The following is a 17,902-nucleotide window of genomic DNA, read 5'->3' as shown; positions in this document are numbered from 1 at the left end:
GGGTGCGCGGGAGGCCGTCGCGCCGGCTCAGTCGGTGAGGGTGATGCGCAACGGGCCGCAGCCGATGCGGTCGGCTTCTTTCGCCACGTAGCGAGGGAGGAGGGATCGGATCTGCTCGGGATGGCGCCCGTTGCGTGCGCGGACGAGGAAGGTGACGTCACCGGTCTCGCACTCGGCTTGGAACAGTCCGAGGTCCCGACGGACGAAGCCGTGGCCCTCCGCGGTCCGGATCTCCTTGCCGCCGTCGAACGCCAGGCTCTCGTAGAGCACGGACAGCCGTGGATCCTCGACGGTCATCAGACGGAGGCCGGGGTGGTCGAAGAGCACGTCCCGGTCGCAGGTGCGTACCGGGCCCTCGCCCCTCGTCACCAGCGGGCGGTCCAGGTAGGTCTTGCGCACGGCCGTGGAACGCAGTCCTTCGATGCCGCAGATCGCGTCCGCTCTCTCGTCGTTGAAGCGCGGCGGCTTCGGCATCCGGTCCACCCCGTCGGGGACGGATCCTTCGCAGCCCTCACTGCGCATGTAGCCGTTGAGGAGTCTGACGACGGCGCGGGCGAGCCGATCGCGCTCTGCGGCGTCGACTTCGTCGTCGTAGACGGTCCAACCGGTCTCCATGTCGATCACGACGGGACCTTCCTTGTCGGGCCGGCGGGTGCATGAGTCAGGTATCGCGCCCCATGCCCGGGTGTCGGAGGCCATACCCAGCAGCCCGCTGCCCAGCGGGGTCATCCGCGCGGAGAGGAACTCGTCCGCCCACTGGTCCCCCGCGCCCGCGAACCGGGCATCGAGCTTGTGGACCTGGACCGTGATCCGGTGTCCCCGCGGTGAGTGCAGAAGGCACTGTCCCGACGGGCCCTCCGAGCCGATGCTGTCCACGGTGACGGGTATCTCGGAGGTCTCGATGTCCGTCTTCCCCCGGAACAGGGCGGCGACGTCGTTCTCCGTCAGCGCACCCCAGCAGGCCCGGTCATCCGCGAACGGTCCGGTCTCGCTCTGCCACGCCGTGCCCAGGCTGCCGAGTAGCGCACCCGCCAGGACCGCGGCGAGAGCGGGACGCAGGCGCCCACGCGTGAGGCGGCGCCAGTGCCACCAGGGTCGCCGCGGTGCGGGCGCGGCCTCGACGTCGTGGGTGCCGGTGTCATTCATCGGCCCGACCCCCCAGAGGTGACGGCCGGGCATCCCGGACGAGGTGTCACGGCATCGGTGAACGCGGCGGGATGCCATGCCGAATCGCGGCCGATGCCACCTCTCGACCCGTCGGCCGTCCTCGTCACACCCATCCCCCCGATTCCGCCGCTGAGCGCGCCGAGGATCATACCGACACCTCCGCCCGGGCGAAGCACGTGCGGTACGCCCACGGGAGCGCGATCATCGGGGCATGGACATCACCCTTCGGCTCGCCCAGCAGCCGGAAGCCGACGAGTTGCTCAGCCGCAGTCCCCTGGCCGCCCTCACGGGCATGCTCCTGGACCAGCAGGTGCCCATGGAGTGGGCGTTCACCGGCCCTTACACCATCGCGCAGCGCATGGGCCAGGACGATCTGGACGCCCACGCGATCGCCGCCCGCGACCCGGAGGAGTTCGCGGCGCTGCTCTCGCAGAAGCCGGCGGTGCACCGCTATCCCGGCTCCATGGCCAAGCGCGTCCAGCAGCTCTGCCAGTACCTGGTCGACCACTACGACGGCGACGCGAGCGCCGTGTGGCGCGGCGCGTCCACCGGCAAGGAGGTCCTGGACCGCCTCAACGCGCTGCCCGGCTACGGCAAGCAGAAGTCGCAGATCTTCCTGGCCCTGCTGGGCAAGCAGATGGGCGTCACTCCGGAAGGCTGGCGCGAGGCCGCCGGCGCGTACGGGGAGCGCGGCGCCCACCGCTCGGCGGCGGACATCACCGGCCAGGAGTCCCTGGAGAGGGTCCGCGCGTACAAGCAGGAGGCGAAGAAGCAGGCGCGCAAGAAGGCGTGAGCCGCGCCCCGGCCCGCCGGTGCCCTCCCCGCCGCCGCAGGTCGGAGCCCAAGTACGGGGGCGCCTGCCGGACTCCGGAAGCCATCGAGTAAAACTTTGTGAACTGATTCACAGCGCACTCTTGGCCGGGTCCCGCATCCGTGCTGAGATGCGCTCACATCCGGCTCGAAGCTCGACGGCGCGCTTGGGAGGACAACTGTGGCGGAAACCGCCATGTCTCGATCGGTACGGCTGGATCCCGTGGGCGGCGAGCCGTCACCGGCCTTCGGCGGTGGGGCACCGTCGGAGCGGCTCGGCATGGCCTCGCCGGTGGACCGCGCCGTATGGCGTCTGCGCTCCCGCGGCTGCTGGGAGGACGCCGCCGCGCTGCTCGACCCCTACGCGGAGACCGAGACGGCGGCCTGCCTGCGCCGGGCGGCACTGCTCGTCGAGCGGTGCATGTTCACCTCGGAGGGGTTCGCCGCGGCCGAGGCGGCCCTGCGCGCGGCGGAGGCGCTGGCGCAGGACGACGAGGAGCGCGGCGCCGCCGCCTGCGAGCGGGGCCAACTCGCCTACACCGCGACGGTGCTGGGCGTACGCGACCGGTCCGACGAGGCACGCGCCGCCCTCGGCAGGGCCGCCGCGCTGCTGCCGCCGGATGCCCGTGGCAGGGCGATGCTGGACTACCGGCGCGGACTCCTCGCCGAGCATCTGAGCGACACACCGCAGTCCGCTCTGGCCGCGTACCGGCGTGCGCACGCCGCCGCGACGGCCCTGGAGGACGATCTGCTGTGCTCCTTCACCTGGCGGCACCTGGCGGGGCTCGCCCTGCGCGACGGCGAAGTGGCGGAGGCGCGGCACGGGTTCAGCGAGTCGCTGCGGCTCCGTGAGGAGCTCGGCTACCTCGTCGGAATGGCCCCGGCCCTCACCGCCCTCGCGGACGTCGAACCGGAGCCGGAGGCCGCGAGGCTCCGTGCCGAGGCGCGCCGCTTCTTCCGCCTGCTGGACGGGGTCCCCGTCTGGCTCGCGGACCAACTCACCACGGACTGACGGCACTTCGGCAGACGGCAGACGGCGAGCGGCGGGGACGCCCCCAAGGGAGGTCTCCCCGCCGCTTGCCGTCTGCCGTCTGCCGTCTGCCGTCTGCCGGGTCGAACTCGCCTCAGCACGCGACGTGTTCGCGCATGAGCCTCTCGACGGTGGCCAGGTCACGCGTCCGCAGGGCGTCGAGCATCTCGAAGTGCCCGTAGGCGTCCTCCAGCAGCTCCGCCGCGCACGTCGACGGCGCGACGGGAGCCGGGCGGCGCTGCGCGCGGCGCTGTATGTCCGCGGCGACGGCGACGAGTTGGCGGTTCCCCGTCAGCTCCAGAAGAGCGCCGTGGAAGGCGCTGTCGGCCTCCGCGTAAGCCGTACGGTCGCCGCACTGAGCCGTGCGGAGCGCCTCGTCGGCGTAGGGGCGCAACCGCTCCCAGCACTCGGGCGGCATCGCGCGGGCCGCCTCCAGCACCGACGGGATCTCCAACAGGGCTCTTATCTCCGCCAGTTCGGCGAGGTCACGGTCGCTGCAGACGGCGACGCGGAAACCGCGGTTGGGCACCGTCTCGACGGCCCCCTCGCAGACGAGCCGCTGCATGGCCTCCCTCACCGGCGTCGCGGAGACACCGAACCGCTCCGCCAGTGCCGGTGCCGAGTAGACCTCGCCGGGGACGAGCTCTCCCGAAAGCAGCGCCTCGCGCAGGGCGTTGAGCACCTGCGCGCGTACGGAGTGGCGCTCCGGCTGCTTCGGCGCTCCGCCAGGGGCGCGCCCGCCCGCGGCACCCCTCGCGGGCGTGCCGCGGCCGGACGGGCGCGGGCCCGCGGCGCCCATGGCGGTCGCGGCGGCGCCCACGCCCGCCGCCCGTGCGGCGTCGCGCGATCCCGACGTTCCCCGGGCCCGCGGGACGACCGGGACGCTGGTCCGTCCCGGTGCCGCGGGCTCGCTGTGCACATGCTCACCCCGTGCCCCCTGGTCGTCGTCGGCCCCCGCGGGGTGCTGCTCTCCCGCGGGAAGCGACTGAGGCAAAAGGCGGGGGTGGAGTGCGGTGCGTCCCTCCTGTTCGGGCGCATCCGCTCCGGTCTGCTCCATCTGCCCCTCCAGGTCTCGCTGTGCACCATAGGCGGACCCGGCGCGAGATCAAACCTCTGCGGCATCGGATAAGGTAAGGCTAACCTGCCGGTGATCTTCGATTCGGTGGTCCGCCCATGCCCTTGCACGCCGTCGCCCCCGCCCCGTCCGAGCCGTCCCTCGCCTCGCCGCTCACCGCGGCCTACGCGCGCCTGACCGAGGTGTTTCCCTCTCTGCGCGTGCGCGAGGTGCCCCGGGGCGGTACCCCGGAATCGGGTGCCGGCTGGGTCCGCGCCACCTGTCTGGCCGAAGGCGGGGCGACATTCGAGAACTTCCTCGCCTGGGACGAGGAGCAGGCCCGGCGCGACTACGGGCAGGAGCCCCGGCCCGACGTCGTCGCGAGCTTCGCGCTGCACCGCTACGCGTGGCCCGTCTGCCTTCTCGTCACGATGCCCTGGTTCCTGCACCGGCGGGTGCCGCGGATCCCCGTCGAGGCCGTCTCCTTCCAGCGGACGCTCGGTGAACTCTCCGTCCGTGTCGAGGAGTTCGCCTGCCTGCCGGGCGATCCCGCCGCGCGCGAGCCCGGCGCCCGCGTCGTGGCGGACGAGGAGGCGCTGCGCGCCGAGGTGCGCGCGGCCGTCGCGGAGCACCTCACCCCCGTGCTGGAGGCGTTCCGCCCCAGGATGCGGCGCGGCAGCAGGGCGCTGTGGGGCATGGCGACCGACGAGATCACCGAGGGGCTCTGGTATCTCGGGCACCTGCTCGGCGAGGAGGAGCGCGCGATGCGCGAAGCCGGAGTGCTCCTCCCCGGCGGCACCACCCCGTACGCGCAGAGCGCGGGTTTCCGTCAACTCACGGGCACGAAGGGCGAGTCGCTCACCACCCGGGACCGGGCGAGCTGCTGCCTCTACTACACGCTGCGCCCGGAGGACACCTGTGTGACGTGCCCCCGCACGTGCGACGCGGAACGGATCGCGCGCCTGTCCCCCGATCGCTGAGCAGTTCGACACAGAACACCCCTGTCGATACGGACTGCCCCCCGTTGGCGGCCAGTTGTACCGAATTCGCCTTCCTGCGGCCTCCGCTGGGCCAGGATGCTCCGCGACAACGCAGCAGCCGAGGCGAGCACGGCGCCGGCGGGCCACCGGCCTGCCCGTGCCGGGCGGCAAGGGGCAGACCGATGAGAGTGACGGACATACCGCTGAGCTGGGTGGTGGCGAGCGCCGTGCTGCTCGCCGGCGCCCTGGCGGCGGCAGTGGTGATCGCACGGACACGGGCCACGGGCAGGAAGGGCGGCGACGACGAACACGCCGACTCCTGGGAGCAGATGGAGCAGCGGCGCAGACGCAAGGAGACCCTGTACGCCACCGCCGCGTACCTGCTCCTGTTCTGCTGCGCGGCGGTCGCCGCGGCGCTCTCCTTCCACGGCCTCGTCGGCTTCGGAAGGCAGAACCTGCGCCTCTCCGGCGGATGGGAGTACCTGGTCCCCTTCGGGCTGGACGGCGCGGCGATGTTCTCGGCCGTCATCGCGGTGCGCGAGGCCAGCCACGGGGACGCGTCCCTCGGGTCGCGGCTGCTCGTCTGGGCGTTCGCGGGGGCTGCCGCGTGGTTCAACTGGGTTCACGCGCCGCGGGGCGACGGCCATGCCGGGGCGCCGGAGTTCTTCGCCGGCATGTCGCTCTCCGCAGCGATCCTCTTCGACCGGGCGCTCAAGCAGACACGGCGGGCCGCCCTGCGCGAACAGGGCCTCGTTCCGAGGCCGTTGCCGCAGATCCGCGTGGTGCGCTGGCTCCGGGCGCCACGCGAGACCTTCCGCGCCTGGTCCCTGATGCTGCTCGAGGGCGTACGGACGCTCGACGAGGCGGTGGAAGAGGTCCGTGACGAGCGCCGTCGGCAGGAGCAGGAACGTCTCCGCCGCCGCGAGCAGGAGAAGCTCGACCGGGCCCGCGTCAAGGCGCTGAACCGTCAGCACCGGTGGCGGGGACGTGGCCGGGGGCGCCCCGATGCGGACGCTCCGGCGCCCGCGGCGGTCGTCCCGGCCCAGGCGGTGGGCGAGGCCGGTACGGGGATGCTGCCGTTGCGTTCGCGGCCCGCGAGCGGAATGGGCGGCGGCGCCGGCGACCTGGACGCATCCGTCGCGGCGGCGAGCCCGCGGCTCGACTCGCTGGAGGAGAAACTCTCCCAGATCGAGCGGCAGTTCGGGTGACCCGCCCGGCTGTCGCCGGCCACCCCGAAAACGGAACCGGCCCGGTCCGTCCCCCTGGGGGGCAGGCCGGGCCGGTGTCCGTGTGCGTGTGCGTTCAGGGCCGGAGCGGGGTTCGCTGCGTTCAGGCTGGGGACGCCGCTCAGCGGCCGGTGTAGGCGCAGATCGCGAACACGCTGATGCCGACGGTGGGGTTGCCGGGCTGCCGGCCCAGGCCGATCCAGCCGCGGTTGTCGTCGGTGGGGAAGCTGCCGACCAGGACCGCCTCGTTGCCGCGCGCCTCGGCGCCGCCGCCGATGACCTTCTTGCCCTTCGGGCAGCGGACGACGCGGCGCTGGAAGTTGGGAACGTTCTGGTTCTCCAGCCTGACGACCTCGTAGCCCGGGATCTTCGCGCCGCCTGCCGGCTTCTGCGCGCTCACCGGCTCCGCCTGCGCGGACCATCCGCCGCCGGCCAGCAGCCCCAGGGCCAGCACACCTGCGCTGATCGCACGGTTCATCTTCATACGCGTCTCCTCTCCTCGACGGCCGGCCGGGTGCCGGCTCACCCCGAGCAGTATTGAGCGCGCGTAATTCGCATGTGCGGACGGACACGAACAGGTCGGGTGAACCTGCCGCAGTGTTCGGAAGCGGCATGCCCGGCCTGCCGTCGTACCGGTCGGCGCCGGGTCAGCCCTCCCAGACGGCGACGGCCGTGCGGTCGTCCGCGTAGCCCCGTACCCGGAGCTGGACGTCCGCCAAGAACGCCGCCAGGCCCGGCGGTTCGGGCTTGTCCGTCCACGCACCCGCCAGCTGCCGCGCGAAGGCGGGCTCACCCCTCAGCGGAGCCGCGAGCCCCTGGCTGCACAGCAGCAGGACGTCGCCCGGCCGCGCCTCCGCGGCGCGGAACCGGAACGCGTCGGGGTCCTGGCGGGGAGCGGGCGGCGGCACGGGCACGCGCTGCGTGGAGGGGACGCTCAGCGCGGCCAGGTCGGCGAGCTCCGAGGGGTCGAGGAGCCCGGCGGAGGAGGCGGCCGCCTCCTGCCCGGAGTCGTCCGCCGCGGGGTCGCCGGGGTGGAGGGCAGAGCCGCCCGGGCCGGCCTCCAGGTCGCGCCAGGACCCGGAGCGCAGCCGGAAGAGTCCCGCGTCCCCCCAGCCGAAGAAGACCCGCGTGCGGCAGCGTGGATCGGCCGACAGGAGCAGGCAGCGCAGATCGGCGGTGTACTCCTCCGGCTGGACGCCCAGCGCCGCCGCCTGCGCGCGCAGCTTGCCGTAGCAGCGTTCCGTCAGCCGCTGCAGGCCGGGCTTGAGCGCATCGCGGCGGTCGGCGCGTATGTCCTCGGCCAGGCGTGCGTGGCTGCGGCCCACCACCTCTCCCATGGACTGGCAGATCTCGCGTGCCGCCCTGTGCCCGCCCGTCGCCGCCCGGCCGCCCGCCGCGACGGCGACCAGCAGCAGGGCGGACTCCCCCGAACCGAACCGTGCGGTCAGCAGGGCGTCGCGCCGCAGCGCGCCGCGGTGGCGGGCGGAGTCACCGCGCAACGACGCCGCACGCAGGGTGAGTCCGCCGTAGTGCGCCCCGTCCAGCACCGTGTCGGGGACGAGTTCGGACAGTGCCGCGGGGTCGGCGGCGGGGAACGTCGCGGGCTCCGCCTCGTACGTCGGCGGCCGCTCACCGACGTGCGCGGGACGCCGGGGCACGCCCTCACCGGACGCGGAGCCGCCCGCGTCCGGCAGCTCCCCGCCCCCGCGGACGGGACGCCGCCCCGTCTCGGCGGGCTCGGACCCCGCGGAATCCGGCATCGCGACGGGAGGCGCGGGCGCGGTGGGCTCCTGCTCCGTGGCGGGCGTGGCGGGAGGCTCCGTGGCGGGCGTGCTGGGCGTGGCGGGAGGGGTCGCGGCGGGAGGCTCAGTGGTAGGCGCGGCGGGTGGTGCCGTGGTGGGGCCCATCGTGCGCCGCACGGACGCGTAGCGGTCGTCGAGGGTGTCGCCCGCGCCGCTGCGGCCGGTGTCCGGTGACCCCGGGTCGTACAACTGGCTCCACCAGTCGTCCTGCCGGCCCGAGTGCGGTCCGCGAGGCCTCCCCTGCTGAGTCATGCTCATATTGTTGCCCGCACTCGCGGTGGGAAAGACCTCCCCGGGCGCCCGTCCCGGCCCCGCACCGGCCGCCCGGTCGGACCGGCGCCCGGTGCGTGCGCGTCCACGGCGTGTGAGCCTTCCGGCATGAGCGCTTCACCACGCGGCCGGTCCCTCGGCGAGGCCGAACGCGACTATCTCGCCGGCAGGCGGCTGTGCCGCATGGCCACGGTCGACCCCTCGGGCCAGCCGCAGGTGAACCCCGTGGGGTACTTCCTCCAGGACGACGGGACGGTCCTCTCCGGCGGGGTCGCCCTCGCCCGGACCCGCCGCTGGCGCAACCTGCTGGCCGATCCGCGGCTCGCGCTCGTGGTCGACGACGTCGTGAGCACCGACCCGTGGACGGTGCGAGGGGTCGAGATCCGGGGAGAGGCGGAGCTGCTGACGGGGCCGCACGACCTGGCGCCCGGCCTGAGCGACGAGCTGATCCGCGTCCACCCCCGCTGGGTGCACAGCTGGGGACTCGACGAGGTGTGACGAGGGACGAGCCTCACGAGCGGTGAGCCTCACGTCCCCACCCGCCGGCCCCGCCGCTCAGCGCCCGCCGCCCGCGGCGACCTGCCACAGGTGGTGCAGGGCGTAGGAGCGCCACGGCCGCCACTCCGCGGACCGGGTCGTATCGGCGCCGCTGAGCGCGAGCCCGTGCCGCACTCCCACGTCCCCCGGCAGGACGACGTCCGGGTCGCCCAGCGCCCGCATACGCATGTAGCCCGCGCTCCACGGCCCGATGCCGGGCAGGGCCAGCAGCGACCGCTCCGCCTCGTCGCGGTCGGCGCCCGCGTGCAGGGACACGGTGCCGTCGGCGAGCGCCGCGGCGACCGTACGGATCGTGGCGCGGCGGCGCTCCGGCATGCCCAGCTCGCTCAGCGGTGCCTCCGCGAGCGGGTCCGACTCGGGGAAGAGGTGGGTGAGCCCTCCGTCCGGCGCGGGCAGCGGCTTCCCGTACGCGGCGACGAGCCGTCCGGCGAGGGTGCGCGCCGCCGCGACGGTGATCTGCTGGCCGAGGACGGCGCGGACGGCCAGCTCGTGCGGGTCGGCGGCGCCGGGTGCCCGCAGTCCGGGGCGCCGCGCGACGAGCTCACCCAACACCTCGTCCGCACCGAGCCGTTCGGCCACCGCGCGGGGATCGGCGTCCAGGTCGAAGAGCCGGCGCACGCGCTGCACCGCCGTCGTCAGGTCCCGGAGGTCGGCCAGGTGGAGCCGGCAGTCGAGCCATCCGCTCGTCTCCCCCGGCGCGCCCGGCTCCCGCCCGGACGGACGGTCCCCGGCGTGGTGTTCGTCCACTTCGACGACGCCCGTGCCGCACGGCAGCCGCAGCGTGCGCCGGTACGTGCGGGTCCCGGCAGCGCCTGCCGTCTCCTCGACTCCCGCGATGGCGCGGCACTCCAGGAAGTCGAAGACCTCCCGTGCCGCGTACGGCCCTCTGTACGCCAGCCGCAGGGCGACGCCCGTGGTGGCGGGACGGCCCGCGCCCTCCTCGGCCGGCCGCCGGCTGTGCCCGCCGCGCGGGGCCGCGCTGCGCAGCTGCCCCGGCGTGCGCGCGTAGATCTCACGCATCGTGCCGTTGAACTGCCGGACGCTCGCGAACCCGGCGGCGAACGCGATGTCCGTGACCGCCAGGGACGTCGTCTGCAGCAGCACCCTCGCCGTGTGCGCCCGCTGGGCGCGTGCGAGGGCCACGGGGCCGGCGCCCAGCTCGGCGGTCAGCTGCCTCTGCACCTGGCGGGGGCTGTACCCGAGCCTGCGCGCGAGCCCCGAGACGCCCTCGCGGTCCACGACGCCGTCCCCGATCATGCGCATCGCCCGCCCGACCAGGTCCGCGCGCACGTTCCACTCGGCGGAGCCCGGCACGGCGTCGGGACGGCAGCGGCGGCAGGCGCGGAACCCCGCGCGCTGGGCCGCTGCCGCCGAGGGGTAGTAGCGCACGTTCTCCCGCTTCGGGGTGACCGCGGGGCAGCTCGGGCGGCAGTAGATGCCGGTCGTGCGCACGCCCAGGAAGAAGACCCCGTCGAAGCGGGCGTCCCGGCTGCGTACGGCCTCGTACCTGCTCTCGTCCGTCATCACGGCATCCAGTCTGCTCCGGCTGCCGGGTCCGCCACTGGCGGATTTCGGACGTAACCGTCCCAGGTCACCGTCCCACGTCGCCGTCCCACGTCGCCGGCGGTCGTCGCTGCCGGACGCCACCGTGGGACGTCACCGCCGGAGCGCTACCGCCCCTCGGGCGCCTCCTCACCCAAGGGACCGCGCCCGGCCACCCCCTTCTCCTCGCCCTCCTCGCCCTCGCCCTTGTCGGGCCCGCCCCCCGCGTCCGGTCTCCGGCCGTGCCGCAGCAGAGCGAGCGCGATCAGCAGGTACGGGACCGCGGCGAGCACGAACAGCGTGCTGTGCCCCCAGCGGCCGGAGCCCAGGCCGTAGGCGGCGCACAGCAGCACCGAGAACACCTCGGCGCCGAAGCCCGCCACGGAGGCGACGGTCGCGCGTGCCCGGTCGGTCACCCGGTCCTGGAGCAGCGCGTCGCAGGTGACCATCGCCCACTGGAAGATCCCGAACGCCAGGGCCAGCAGGGGCGTTCCGGCGGGACCGCTCACCGAGCCCGCCGCCAGCGCCAGGGCCGCCACACCCAGCGCGGGTCCCAGCAGCCGGGGCGTACCGCGGCCAGCGCACCAGCCGCCCACCGCGACCCCCGCCGAGACGAGCAGCATCAGCGTGGGCACCGTCGAATCGGCGACGTCCATCGACCCCACGAGGAGCGGCACGTACTCGTCGATCATCAGCGCCCCCGTGACGGCGGAGCTCAGCAGCACGGCGCGCAGAGCGGCGCGCGAGCCGCGCAGTTCGGCGGCTCCGGCGCGGAGTACGGAGCCGAACCCGCCCTCGGGCGTACCGCCCGCACTCCGCTCGGCCTCTCCCGGAGCGGCTCCGCCCGGGCTGCCGCGCCGCGGCTCGGGCAGGGTGAGGCCCACGGCCGCGCCGAGCAGGCAGACCACGACGCTCGCGGCCCCGACGGCCTCGTAGCCGCCCGCGCCGAGCACCGGTCCGGCCAGTGCGGTCGCCGCCATCATGGCGGTGGTGCCCATCGCCTGGGAGCGGCCCATGGTCCGGGCGTACGAGGCCGTCGCGTCGTGGCGGGCCAGCTCCTCGTAGACGAGGGCCTGCAGCGAGCCCGAGGACAGCGAGCCGCCCGCACCCCACAGAAGGAACCCGCAGGCGAACGCCGGGTACGAGGGCAGCCACGTCCACAGTGCGAACCCGGCACCCGTCAGCAGGGGTGCGAGGACGACCAGCAGGCGCCGTGAGAAGAGGTCGGCCCACATCCCGGAAGGCACTTCCAGGACGAAGGTCACGCACGACCAGATGATGAAGAGGGAGGAGATCTCGCCGGTGGACAGGCCGTGTTCGGCGAAGAGCAGCGCGTAGACCGGGTAGAGCAGGATCAGGTCTTCGAGGAAGGCGTAGGCGCACAGCCGGCGGGCAAGGCGCGCCACCGCGGCGGAACGCCGGGGCCGGGCCCGGGCCGTCGTCGCGGTGCTTCTGGAATTCCGTGAGGGTCAATGTCGCCAGTTCACGCGTTCAGGCTACGGCAGCTCCGGGCCGCCGGGTAGGGCGCGCACCTCGGGGAGCCGCTGCAGCAGCCCCCAGGTGAACTCGGCGATCACTTCGTGCCGTACGCCGGCCGCGTCGCGGACGGTGAAGCCCAGTCGCCAGCGGCTCGGCGCCGAACCCTCCAGGGGCCGGGCCGGGGCGAAGGCGCGCGCGGCCTCGTCGACCGTGCAGGACCACGGGGTCAGGTCCTCCAGGGTGCGCAGCGGAGGCGGCGCGGCACCGGGAGCCCGCACCAGGAACTCCGTGACGACCCCGCCGCCTGGGACGCTCAGCACCTCGAACCGGAGGCCGGGCCAGAGCGGCAGCCGCCACGTCAGGGCTTCGCAGTCGAGATCGCCGAGCTTCCGGTGGACGGCCCCGGCCGGCGGGCCGAGCACCGAGCGGTACCGCCCTGCGGCGCTCCGGCCGCCCGGCGCGCGCAGCATGGCCTGCCAGCGGCGGTTCGCCTCCCTCATCTCCGCGCGTCCGGCGCCCAGTTCGACGAGCGCCTCCTGGACGAGGCCCTGCTGGAAGTCGGCCATCCGGCGCAGCAGCACCATCTGGAACTCGCGCGGCCCGAACGCGCTCACCGCGGCGTCCGCCGGGTACGGGCTCCTCCGGTCCCGCCGGTACCGGAGCCGGCGCGTGCGGTGGGGCCGTCGAGCGGGCCGCCGGGCGGGAGGGGCATGGGGGGACGGTAGCAACCGCCTCCCATGCCCCCGCGGTCACGGCTTGCGCTGCACCCCCCGCTTCCGCTCCGCCATGTGCCGCCCCAGGGCCGACATCTGCTTGAAGCGCTGCTTCTCCTCGGCTCTCAGCCGCGCGTCCGTGCGGGCCGCGAGGCGGGTGTTCTCGCGCAGCAGCTTGCGGTAGCTCTCCAGACGGCGGTGCGGAAGGGTGCCGTCCTCGACGGCGGCGAGGACCGCGCAGTCCGGTTCGCTGTCGTGACGGCAGTCGTGGAAGCGGCACTCCTCGGCGAGTGCCTCGATCTCCGCGAAGGCCCGGCCCACTCCCTCGTGCGCGTCCCACAGACCGACGCCGCGCAGCCCGGGGGTGTCGATGAGGACGCCGCCGCCGCGCGCCTCGGGCAGCGGCAGCAGGTCGCGCGTCGTCGTGGTGTGCCGCCCCTTGCCGTCGCTGTCGCGGGTCGCCCGGACGTCCTGCACCTCCTCCCCGAGCAGCGCGTTGGCCAGCGTCGACTTGCCGGCGCCCGACTGGCCGAGGAGGACGCACGTGCCGCCGGCGACGACCGCGGCCAGCACGTCCAGGCCGTCCCCGGTGGCGGCGCTGACGCTCAGCACCGTCACGCCCGGCGCCGACTGCTCGGCGTCGGCGGTGAGTTGGGCGAGCGTCGCCGGGTCCTCGACGAGGTCTGCCTTGGTGAGGACGACCAGCGGCTGCGCCCCGCTCGTCCATGCGAGGGCGGTGAAGCGCTCGACGCGTGCGAGGTCGAGCTCGGCGGCGAGGGAGACCGCGATGAGGGCGTGGTCGACGTTGGCGGCCAGCACCTGGCCCTCGGAGCGGTTGGTGGCGGTCGAGCGGAGGAAGGCCGTGCGCCGCGGCAGCAGGGCGCGGACCTCCGCGAGGCCCGAGGCGGACCCGGGACGGAGCACCGCCCAGTCCCCGGTGCAGATCGTGCGTGTGGGATCGCCGGTGGCCACGGGCGCGGTGTCGGCGCGCACGGTGTCCTCCGCGGTGACGGCGTCGCACCGTCCGCGGTCGACGCGCACGACGCGGGCCGGCACGAGTCCCTGCCCGTCGTAGGGGGCGAACGCGTCGGCCACGTCGGAGTCCCACCCGTAGCGGGTGAGGGGGTGCGGGGCGGGCGGGCCGGCGGAGGCGGCTGCGCGGGCGGTGTCGCCGGAGGCGCGGTCGGCCGGGCCGGTGGAGGCTGAACTGCGAAGTGGGCGCGGTGAGTTGAGCGAGTTGTTCACGGGATTGCCCTTCACGTGAGGGTGGCCCTCCCGGTGCCGCGCGCACCGCACGGACGAAGCGTGCCGCTGCGCGTCAGACGGGGGCCACGGAGGTGGAGAGGACGGACTTCGGGTTGCGGGCAGCGCCCACCACAACGACGGCCATCTGTCTTCACCTCCTCCTCGCGAGAGCTTCCTGTGCGGCGGCCCGGCAAGGACACGCCGCTCGCCGGACTGTAGCGCGGGCGAGCGGGCGGCGGCCACGGAATTTCCGCCCGGCGGCAGCGGCGCGAAAGCCCGACGCCGCGGAACGGCAAGGCTGACGCAGCCGGACGCAACCGCGCCGGCGCCCACCGCGCGCCCCGGCCGCGTCAGCGGTCGCGGCGTGAGCGCAGCCGCGCCCGTACGTCCGCGTGCGGAAGGAACTTCGTCCACCGCTCGGGGAATTCGGCCGGCGGATCGTCCCCCGGTTCCTCCGCTCCGGAGCTCTCCGCGTCGCGCATGGCCCGGCGGGCCGCCGCGGCGGCGATGACCTCCGCGGCCGCCTCCTCACGGGCGCGCTCGTTCATGCGGCGCGCGGCGGCGGTCGCCACGGACGGCCACACGTGGTCGATGGCGGCGTTGACGGCGGCGCCCACCAGCACCGCGAAGGCGGAGACACCGATCCACAGCAGCACGGCGACGGGCGCGGCCAGCGACCCGTAGATCGTGGGGCCCTCGACGGTGCTCGTGATGTACAGCCGCAGCAGGATGCTGCCGACGACCCACATCAGCAGGGCGACGAGCGCACCCGGGATGTCCTCCCGCCACGGCGAACGCACCGGCACCGACACGTGGTAGAGCGTCGTGAGGAACGCGACCGAGAGCAGCAGCACCACCGGCCAGTAGAAGACCGCGACCAGCCCCTGCGCCTCAGGGACCAGCCGCAGCACCGCGTCCGGCCCGGCCACCATCAGCGGCAGCACCACCGCTCCGATGGCCAGCGCCACCAGGTACAGCAGGAAGGCCAGCAGGCGGGTCTTGACGATGCCGCGCTGACCGTCGAGGCCGTACATCACGGTGATGGTGTCGATGAACACGTTCACCGCCCTCGACCCCGACCACAGCGCGATGGCGAAACCGAGCGAGATCACGTCGGGCTGGCCGCCGCGGATGACGTCGTCGATGAGGGGACGCGCGATCTGGTCGACGCCGCGGTCGGAGAGCACCGCGGCGGAAGCGGTGAGGAAGTTGGCGCGGATCGAGTCGATCGTGTCGGTGCCGATCCAGGCGTCGAGGTAGCCCAGCAGCCCGATGAGGCCGAGCAGCAGCGGGGGGATCGAGATCAGGGTGAAGAACGCCGCCTCGGCGGCGAGACCGAGGACGCGGTACTCCATGCAGGAGTTGACCGTGTCCTTGAGCAACAGCCAGGCCATCCTCCGTTTGGGGACGTTCCGGTAGATGACGCGCGCTCTGCGGAAACGTCCGCTCGGGCGAGGTGGGGTTTCGTCGGCTGGTTGCACCTCCTTAACGTATCTGTCATGCCAGCCTCCACTCACACCGTCACCAACCAGCCGCCGCCGCTCGTCGACTACGACGTCTTCTCGGCCGACCACGCTCTCGCCGAGGCGGTCGCCCGGCACGCAGCGCCCGAACGAGCCGAGGAGGTACGCGCCGAGCTGAGCGGACTCGGCCGCGGCGCCGGCTCGGCGGAGGCGCAGGAGTGGGGCAGGCAGGCCAACGAAGTGCCGCCCGTCCTGCGTACGCACGACCGGTACGGCAACCGAATCGACGAAGTCGAATTCCACCCGGCCTGGCACCGCTTGCTCGACCGTGCCGTCGGCGCGGGCCTCACCGACGCCTGGTCGCGGCCGGACGGGCAGCTCCGCCGGACCGCGGGCTTCTACGTGTGGGGGCAGGTCGAGGCGGGCCACGGCTGCCCGGTGTCGATGACGCACGCCGCGGTGCCCGCCCTGCGCAAGGAACCCTCCCTGGCCGCCGTCTGGGAGCCGCTGCTCTCCTCGCACACCTACGCGCCCGGCCTGGACCGGCCCGCGACGCAGAAGCCGGGCGCCATCGCCGGCATGGGGATGACCGAGAAGCAGGGCGGCAGCGACGTTCGCGCCAACACGACGCACGCCGTTCCGCTCAGCGGCGGAGGCGAGGGCGAGTACGTGCTGACGGGGCACAAGTGGTTCTGCTCCGCGCCGATGTCGGACGTCTTCCTCGTGCTCGCGCAGGTGACGGGCGGCGGGGAGGGCGAGGGCCTCACCTGCTTCCTCGTGCCCCGCGTGCTGCCCGACGGGTCACGCAACTCCTTCCGCGTGCAGCGGCTGAAGGACAAGCTCGGCAACCGCTCCAACGCCTCCAGCGAGGTCGAGTTCGACGGGACGACGTGGGCGCGGCGCGTGGGCGAGGTGGGACGCGGCGTGCCGACCATCATCGAGATGGTCGCCGCCACCCGGCTGGACTGCGTGACGGGCTCCGCCGCCCTCATGCGCCACGCGGTCGCGCAGGCCACGCACCACACCGCGCACCGCAGCGCGTTCGGCGGGCTGCTGACGGACAAGCCGCTGATGCAGAACGTCCTGGCCGACCTGGCGCTGGAGTCGGAGGCGGCGACAGCGCTGACGATGCGGCTCGCGTCCGCGTTCGACGCGGCGCAGGGCGGCGGCCAGGACGCCGAGCAGGAACGGCAGTTGCTGCGTCTCGCGGTCCCCGCCGCCAAGTACTGGGTGACGAAGCGCTGCACGCCCGTGGTGGGCGAGGCCCTGGAGTGCCTGGGCGGCAACGGGTACGTCGAGGAGTCGGGCATGCCCAGGATGCTGCGCGAGTCGCCGCTCAACTCGATCTGGGAGGGCTCGGGCAACGTCCAGGCACTGGACCTGCTGCGGGCGCTCCAGCGCTCCCCCGAGGCGCTGAACGCGTTCCTCACGGAGATCGGCCTGGCCCGCGGAGCCGACCACCGCCTGGACGCGGCCACGAAGGACCTCCTGGCCGAACTCTCCGACCTGGACGGCATCGAGGCGCGTGCGCGCCGCCTCGTCGAGCGGATGGCGCAGGTGCTCCAGGGGTCGCTGCTGGTGCGGTACGCCCCGCCGGAGGTGGCCGACGCCTACTGCGCCTCCCGGCTCGGCGGCGACTGGGGCGCGGCCTTCGGCACGCTGCCGCACACGCTCGACCTCCCGTCGATCGTGGAGCGGGCGCGTCCCGCGACGGCGTAGTACGCACGCCTGAGGGGCAGACCGGGAGCATGCGTCCCGGTCGGCCCCTCAGGAGCGGGCGGGCTTCGGGATGTGCTGCACCGGTCCGCTCGGTCCGCTCGGCCCGCCGGCCGCATATCCTGGCGGACATGACCGCCCAGCCGCCTGAGCCCTCACCGCGCCCCGCTCCGCCAGGGGAGCTCCGCGCCTCTCACGACGACCGCGAAGCGGTGGTGGAGCAGCTGCGCGACGCGGCGGCCGAGGGGCGCATCGGTCCCGACGAGCTGGATTCGCGCCTGGAGCAGGCGCTGAAGTCCAGGACTTACGGCGAACTGGCCGCCGTGACCGCCGACTTGCCGAGGCCGCCTTCCCCGGGGGACCGGCCGCCGCTGGTGGTCAAGGGCGGCATGTTCGGCGCGTCCCTGGGCCCCGGGCGCTGGGAGGTTCCCAGGCGTGTGGTCGCTTACGGAGGCGTCGGGGGCGTGAAGATCGACTTCACCCGGGTCGAGTGCCGTCTCACGGAGGTCGCGGTGGAGGCGCACGGCGAGATCTCCGGTGTCACGCTCGTCATTCCCGACGGCTGGGTCGCGGACGTCAGCGGCGTGGAGCCCGGTGTCGGCGGCCTGAAGGACGAGACCACATCCGACCGGCTCCCGGGGACTCCGCTGGTCCGGCTGACCGGGTCCGGTGGCCCGGGAGGAGGAGTGGTCGTTCGCCACCCCAACCACCGGGAACGGCGCAAGCTGCACAGCAACCCGTCGCAGCGGAAGCGCTAGGACGGGCGCCGGGCATCGAACACCCCGGCGCGAAACCGGACTTCGGAGTTGAACCGCACGATCGGCTGGACCGGTCCGAGGCTCCTTGA

General features: G+C 74.1%; 16 protein-coding genes. 7 read left to right on the top strand and 9 right to left on the bottom strand.

The annotated features are described in order from the left end of the window. Positions 1-27: 27 nt before the first annotated feature. The gene (locus H181DRAFT_RS19005) at positions 28-1,146 is read right to left on the bottom strand and encodes a hypothetical protein (protein ID WP_045865743.1); all 1,119 of its coding nucleotides are present in this window, start codon (positions 1,144-1,146) and stop codon (positions 28-30) included. Positions 1,147-1,378: 232 nt separating this feature from the next. Between H181DRAFT_RS19005 and H181DRAFT_RS19000 the strand changes: the two genes are divergently transcribed. Together H181DRAFT_RS19000 and H181DRAFT_RS18995 are read left to right on the top strand one after the other, a co-directional pair. Next, the gene (locus H181DRAFT_RS19000) at positions 1,379-1,960 is read left to right on the top strand and encodes an HhH-GPD-type base excision DNA repair protein (RefSeq protein ID WP_045865742.1); all 582 of its coding nucleotides are present in this window, start codon (positions 1,379-1,381) and stop codon (positions 1,958-1,960) included. A gap of 297 nt (positions 1,961-2,257) precedes the next feature. Next, positions 2,258-2,989, top strand: a complete 732-nt coding sequence (locus H181DRAFT_RS18995) for a hypothetical protein (protein WP_045865868.1) — start codon at positions 2,258-2,260, stop codon at positions 2,987-2,989. Positions 2,990-3,101: 112 nt separating this feature from the next. On the opposite strand, the gene H181DRAFT_RS18990 is transcribed toward H181DRAFT_RS18995, so the two are convergent. Continuing rightward, positions 3,102-4,064, bottom strand: a complete 963-nt coding sequence (locus H181DRAFT_RS18990; RefSeq protein ID WP_078895833.1) for a GntR family transcriptional regulator — start codon at positions 4,062-4,064, stop codon at positions 3,102-3,104. Positions 4,065-4,180: 116 nt separating this feature from the next. Here H181DRAFT_RS18990 and H181DRAFT_RS18985 point away from each other — a divergent pair, with 116 nt between their 5' ends. Beyond that, positions 4,181-5,041: a (2Fe-2S)-binding protein gene (locus H181DRAFT_RS18985; RefSeq protein WP_045865741.1), complete on the top strand. Its 861-nt coding sequence runs from the start codon at positions 4,181-4,183 to the stop codon at positions 5,039-5,041. A 182-nt stretch (positions 5,042-5,223) separates the two neighbouring features. After that, on the top strand, positions 5,224-6,249 hold the full coding sequence (locus H181DRAFT_RS18980; RefSeq protein WP_045865740.1) for a DUF2637 domain-containing protein: 1,026 nt from the start codon (positions 5,224-5,226) through the stop codon (positions 6,247-6,249). A 139-nt stretch (positions 6,250-6,388) separates the two neighbouring features. On the opposite strand, the gene H181DRAFT_RS18975 is transcribed toward H181DRAFT_RS18980, so the two are convergent. Next, positions 6,389-6,751 (bottom strand): hypothetical protein, encoded by a 363-nt coding sequence (locus tag H181DRAFT_RS18975; protein ID WP_045865739.1) that lies wholly within the window; start codon positions 6,749-6,751, stop codon positions 6,389-6,391. A gap of 163 nt (positions 6,752-6,914) precedes the next feature. After that, entirely contained in the window at positions 6,915-8,321 is a 1,407-nt protein-coding gene (locus H181DRAFT_RS18970; RefSeq protein WP_045865866.1) for a protein phosphatase 2C domain-containing protein, read from the bottom strand. A 126-nt stretch (positions 8,322-8,447) separates the two neighbouring features. Between H181DRAFT_RS18970 and H181DRAFT_RS18965 the strand changes: the two genes are divergently transcribed. After that, positions 8,448-8,837, top strand: coding sequence for a PPOX class F420-dependent oxidoreductase (locus tag H181DRAFT_RS18965; RefSeq protein WP_045865738.1), 390 nt, complete (start codon positions 8,448-8,450; stop codon positions 8,835-8,837). Positions 8,838-8,894: 57 nt separating this feature from the next. On the opposite strand, the gene H181DRAFT_RS18960 is transcribed toward H181DRAFT_RS18965, so the two are convergent. The 5 genes from H181DRAFT_RS18960 to H181DRAFT_RS18940 all read right to left on the bottom strand — a co-directional run bounded on the left by H181DRAFT_RS18960 (position 8,895) and on the right by H181DRAFT_RS18940 (position 15,357). Then, positions 8,895-10,421: an AlkA N-terminal domain-containing protein gene (locus H181DRAFT_RS18960; protein WP_045865737.1), complete on the bottom strand. Its 1,527-nt coding sequence runs from the start codon at positions 10,419-10,421 to the stop codon at positions 8,895-8,897. Between the two features lie 146 nt (positions 10,422-10,567). Next, entirely contained in the window at positions 10,568-11,845 is a 1,278-nt protein-coding gene (locus H181DRAFT_RS18955; RefSeq protein ID WP_074467940.1) for an MFS transporter, read from the bottom strand. Between the two features lie 90 nt (positions 11,846-11,935). Further along, complete coding sequence (locus H181DRAFT_RS18950) at positions 11,936-12,502, bottom strand: hypothetical protein (protein ID WP_175439804.1); 567 nt, start codon at positions 12,500-12,502, stop codon at positions 11,936-11,938. 165 nt (positions 12,503-12,667) lie between these two features. After that, entirely contained in the window at positions 12,668-13,726 is a 1,059-nt protein-coding gene (gene rsgA / locus H181DRAFT_RS18945; RefSeq protein WP_045865864.1) for a ribosome small subunit-dependent GTPase A, read from the bottom strand. Positions 13,727-14,226: 500 nt separating this feature from the next. Beyond that, positions 14,227-15,357 carry a YihY/virulence factor BrkB family protein gene (locus H181DRAFT_RS18940; RefSeq protein ID WP_045865735.1) on the bottom strand — a complete coding sequence of 377 codons (1,131 nt, stop codon included), beginning with the start codon at positions 15,355-15,357 and terminating at the stop codon, positions 14,227-14,229. Positions 15,358-15,375: 18 nt separating this feature from the next. On the opposite strand from H181DRAFT_RS18940, the gene H181DRAFT_RS18935 reads away from it, so the two are divergent. Together H181DRAFT_RS18935 and H181DRAFT_RS18930 are read left to right on the top strand one after the other, a co-directional pair. Beyond that, positions 15,376-17,058 carry an acyl-CoA dehydrogenase family protein gene (locus H181DRAFT_RS18935; protein WP_045865734.1) on the top strand — a complete coding sequence of 561 codons (1,683 nt, stop codon included), beginning with the start codon at positions 15,376-15,378 and terminating at the stop codon, positions 17,056-17,058. Positions 17,059-17,186: 128 nt separating this feature from the next. Beyond that, entirely contained in the window at positions 17,187-17,813 is a 627-nt protein-coding gene (locus H181DRAFT_RS18930) for a DUF1707 SHOCT-like domain-containing protein (RefSeq protein ID WP_045865733.1), read from the top strand. Positions 17,814-17,902: the final 89 nt, after the last annotated feature.

It is taken from the genome of Streptomyces sp. WMMB 714 (assembly GCF_900090125.1).
Lineage (GTDB): Bacteria > Actinomycetota > Actinomycetes > Streptomycetales > Streptomycetaceae > Streptomyces > Streptomyces daqingensis.
Note: the sequence above shows the minus strand (reverse complement) of the source record. Positions and strands in the feature narration are given on the sequence as shown.

Coding starts and splice junctions, on each gene's coding strand:
- H181DRAFT_RS18970 (WP_045865866.1), bottom strand. CDS start 8,321: ATGACTCAGCAGGGGAGGCCTCGCGGACCGCACTCGGGCCGGCAGGAC.
- H181DRAFT_RS19000 (WP_045865742.1), top strand. CDS start 1,379: ATGGACATCACCCTTCGGCTCGCCCAGCAGCCGGAAGCCGACGAGTTG.
- H181DRAFT_RS18995 (WP_045865868.1), top strand. CDS start 2,258: ATGGCCTCGCCGGTGGACCGCGCCGTATGGCGTCTGCGCTCCCGCGGC.
- H181DRAFT_RS18965 (WP_045865738.1), top strand. CDS start 8,448: ATGAGCGCTTCACCACGCGGCCGGTCCCTCGGCGAGGCCGAACGCGAC.
- H181DRAFT_RS19005 (WP_045865743.1), bottom strand. CDS start 1,146: ATGAATGACACCGGCACCCACGACGTCGAGGCCGCGCCCGCACCGCGG.
- H181DRAFT_RS18980 (WP_045865740.1), top strand. CDS start 5,224: ATGAGAGTGACGGACATACCGCTGAGCTGGGTGGTGGCGAGCGCCGTG.
- H181DRAFT_RS18975 (WP_045865739.1), bottom strand. CDS start 6,751: ATGAAGATGAACCGTGCGATCAGCGCAGGTGTGCTGGCCCTGGGGCTG.
- H181DRAFT_RS18960 (WP_045865737.1), bottom strand. CDS start 10,421: ATGACGGACGAGAGCAGGTACGAGGCCGTACGCAGCCGGGACGCCCGC.
- H181DRAFT_RS18935 (WP_045865734.1), top strand. CDS start 15,376: ATGCCAGCCTCCACTCACACCGTCACCAACCAGCCGCCGCCGCTCGTC.
- H181DRAFT_RS18930 (WP_045865733.1), top strand. CDS start 17,187: ATGACCGCCCAGCCGCCTGAGCCCTCACCGCGCCCCGCTCCGCCAGGG.
- H181DRAFT_RS18985 (WP_045865741.1), top strand. CDS start 4,181: ATGCCCTTGCACGCCGTCGCCCCCGCCCCGTCCGAGCCGTCCCTCGCC.
- H181DRAFT_RS18990 (WP_078895833.1), bottom strand. CDS start 4,064: ATGGAGCAGACCGGAGCGGATGCGCCCGAACAGGAGGGACGCACCGCA.
- H181DRAFT_RS18950 (WP_175439804.1), bottom strand. CDS start 12,502: ATGGTGCTGCTGCGCCGGATGGCCGACTTCCAGCAGGGCCTCGTCCAG.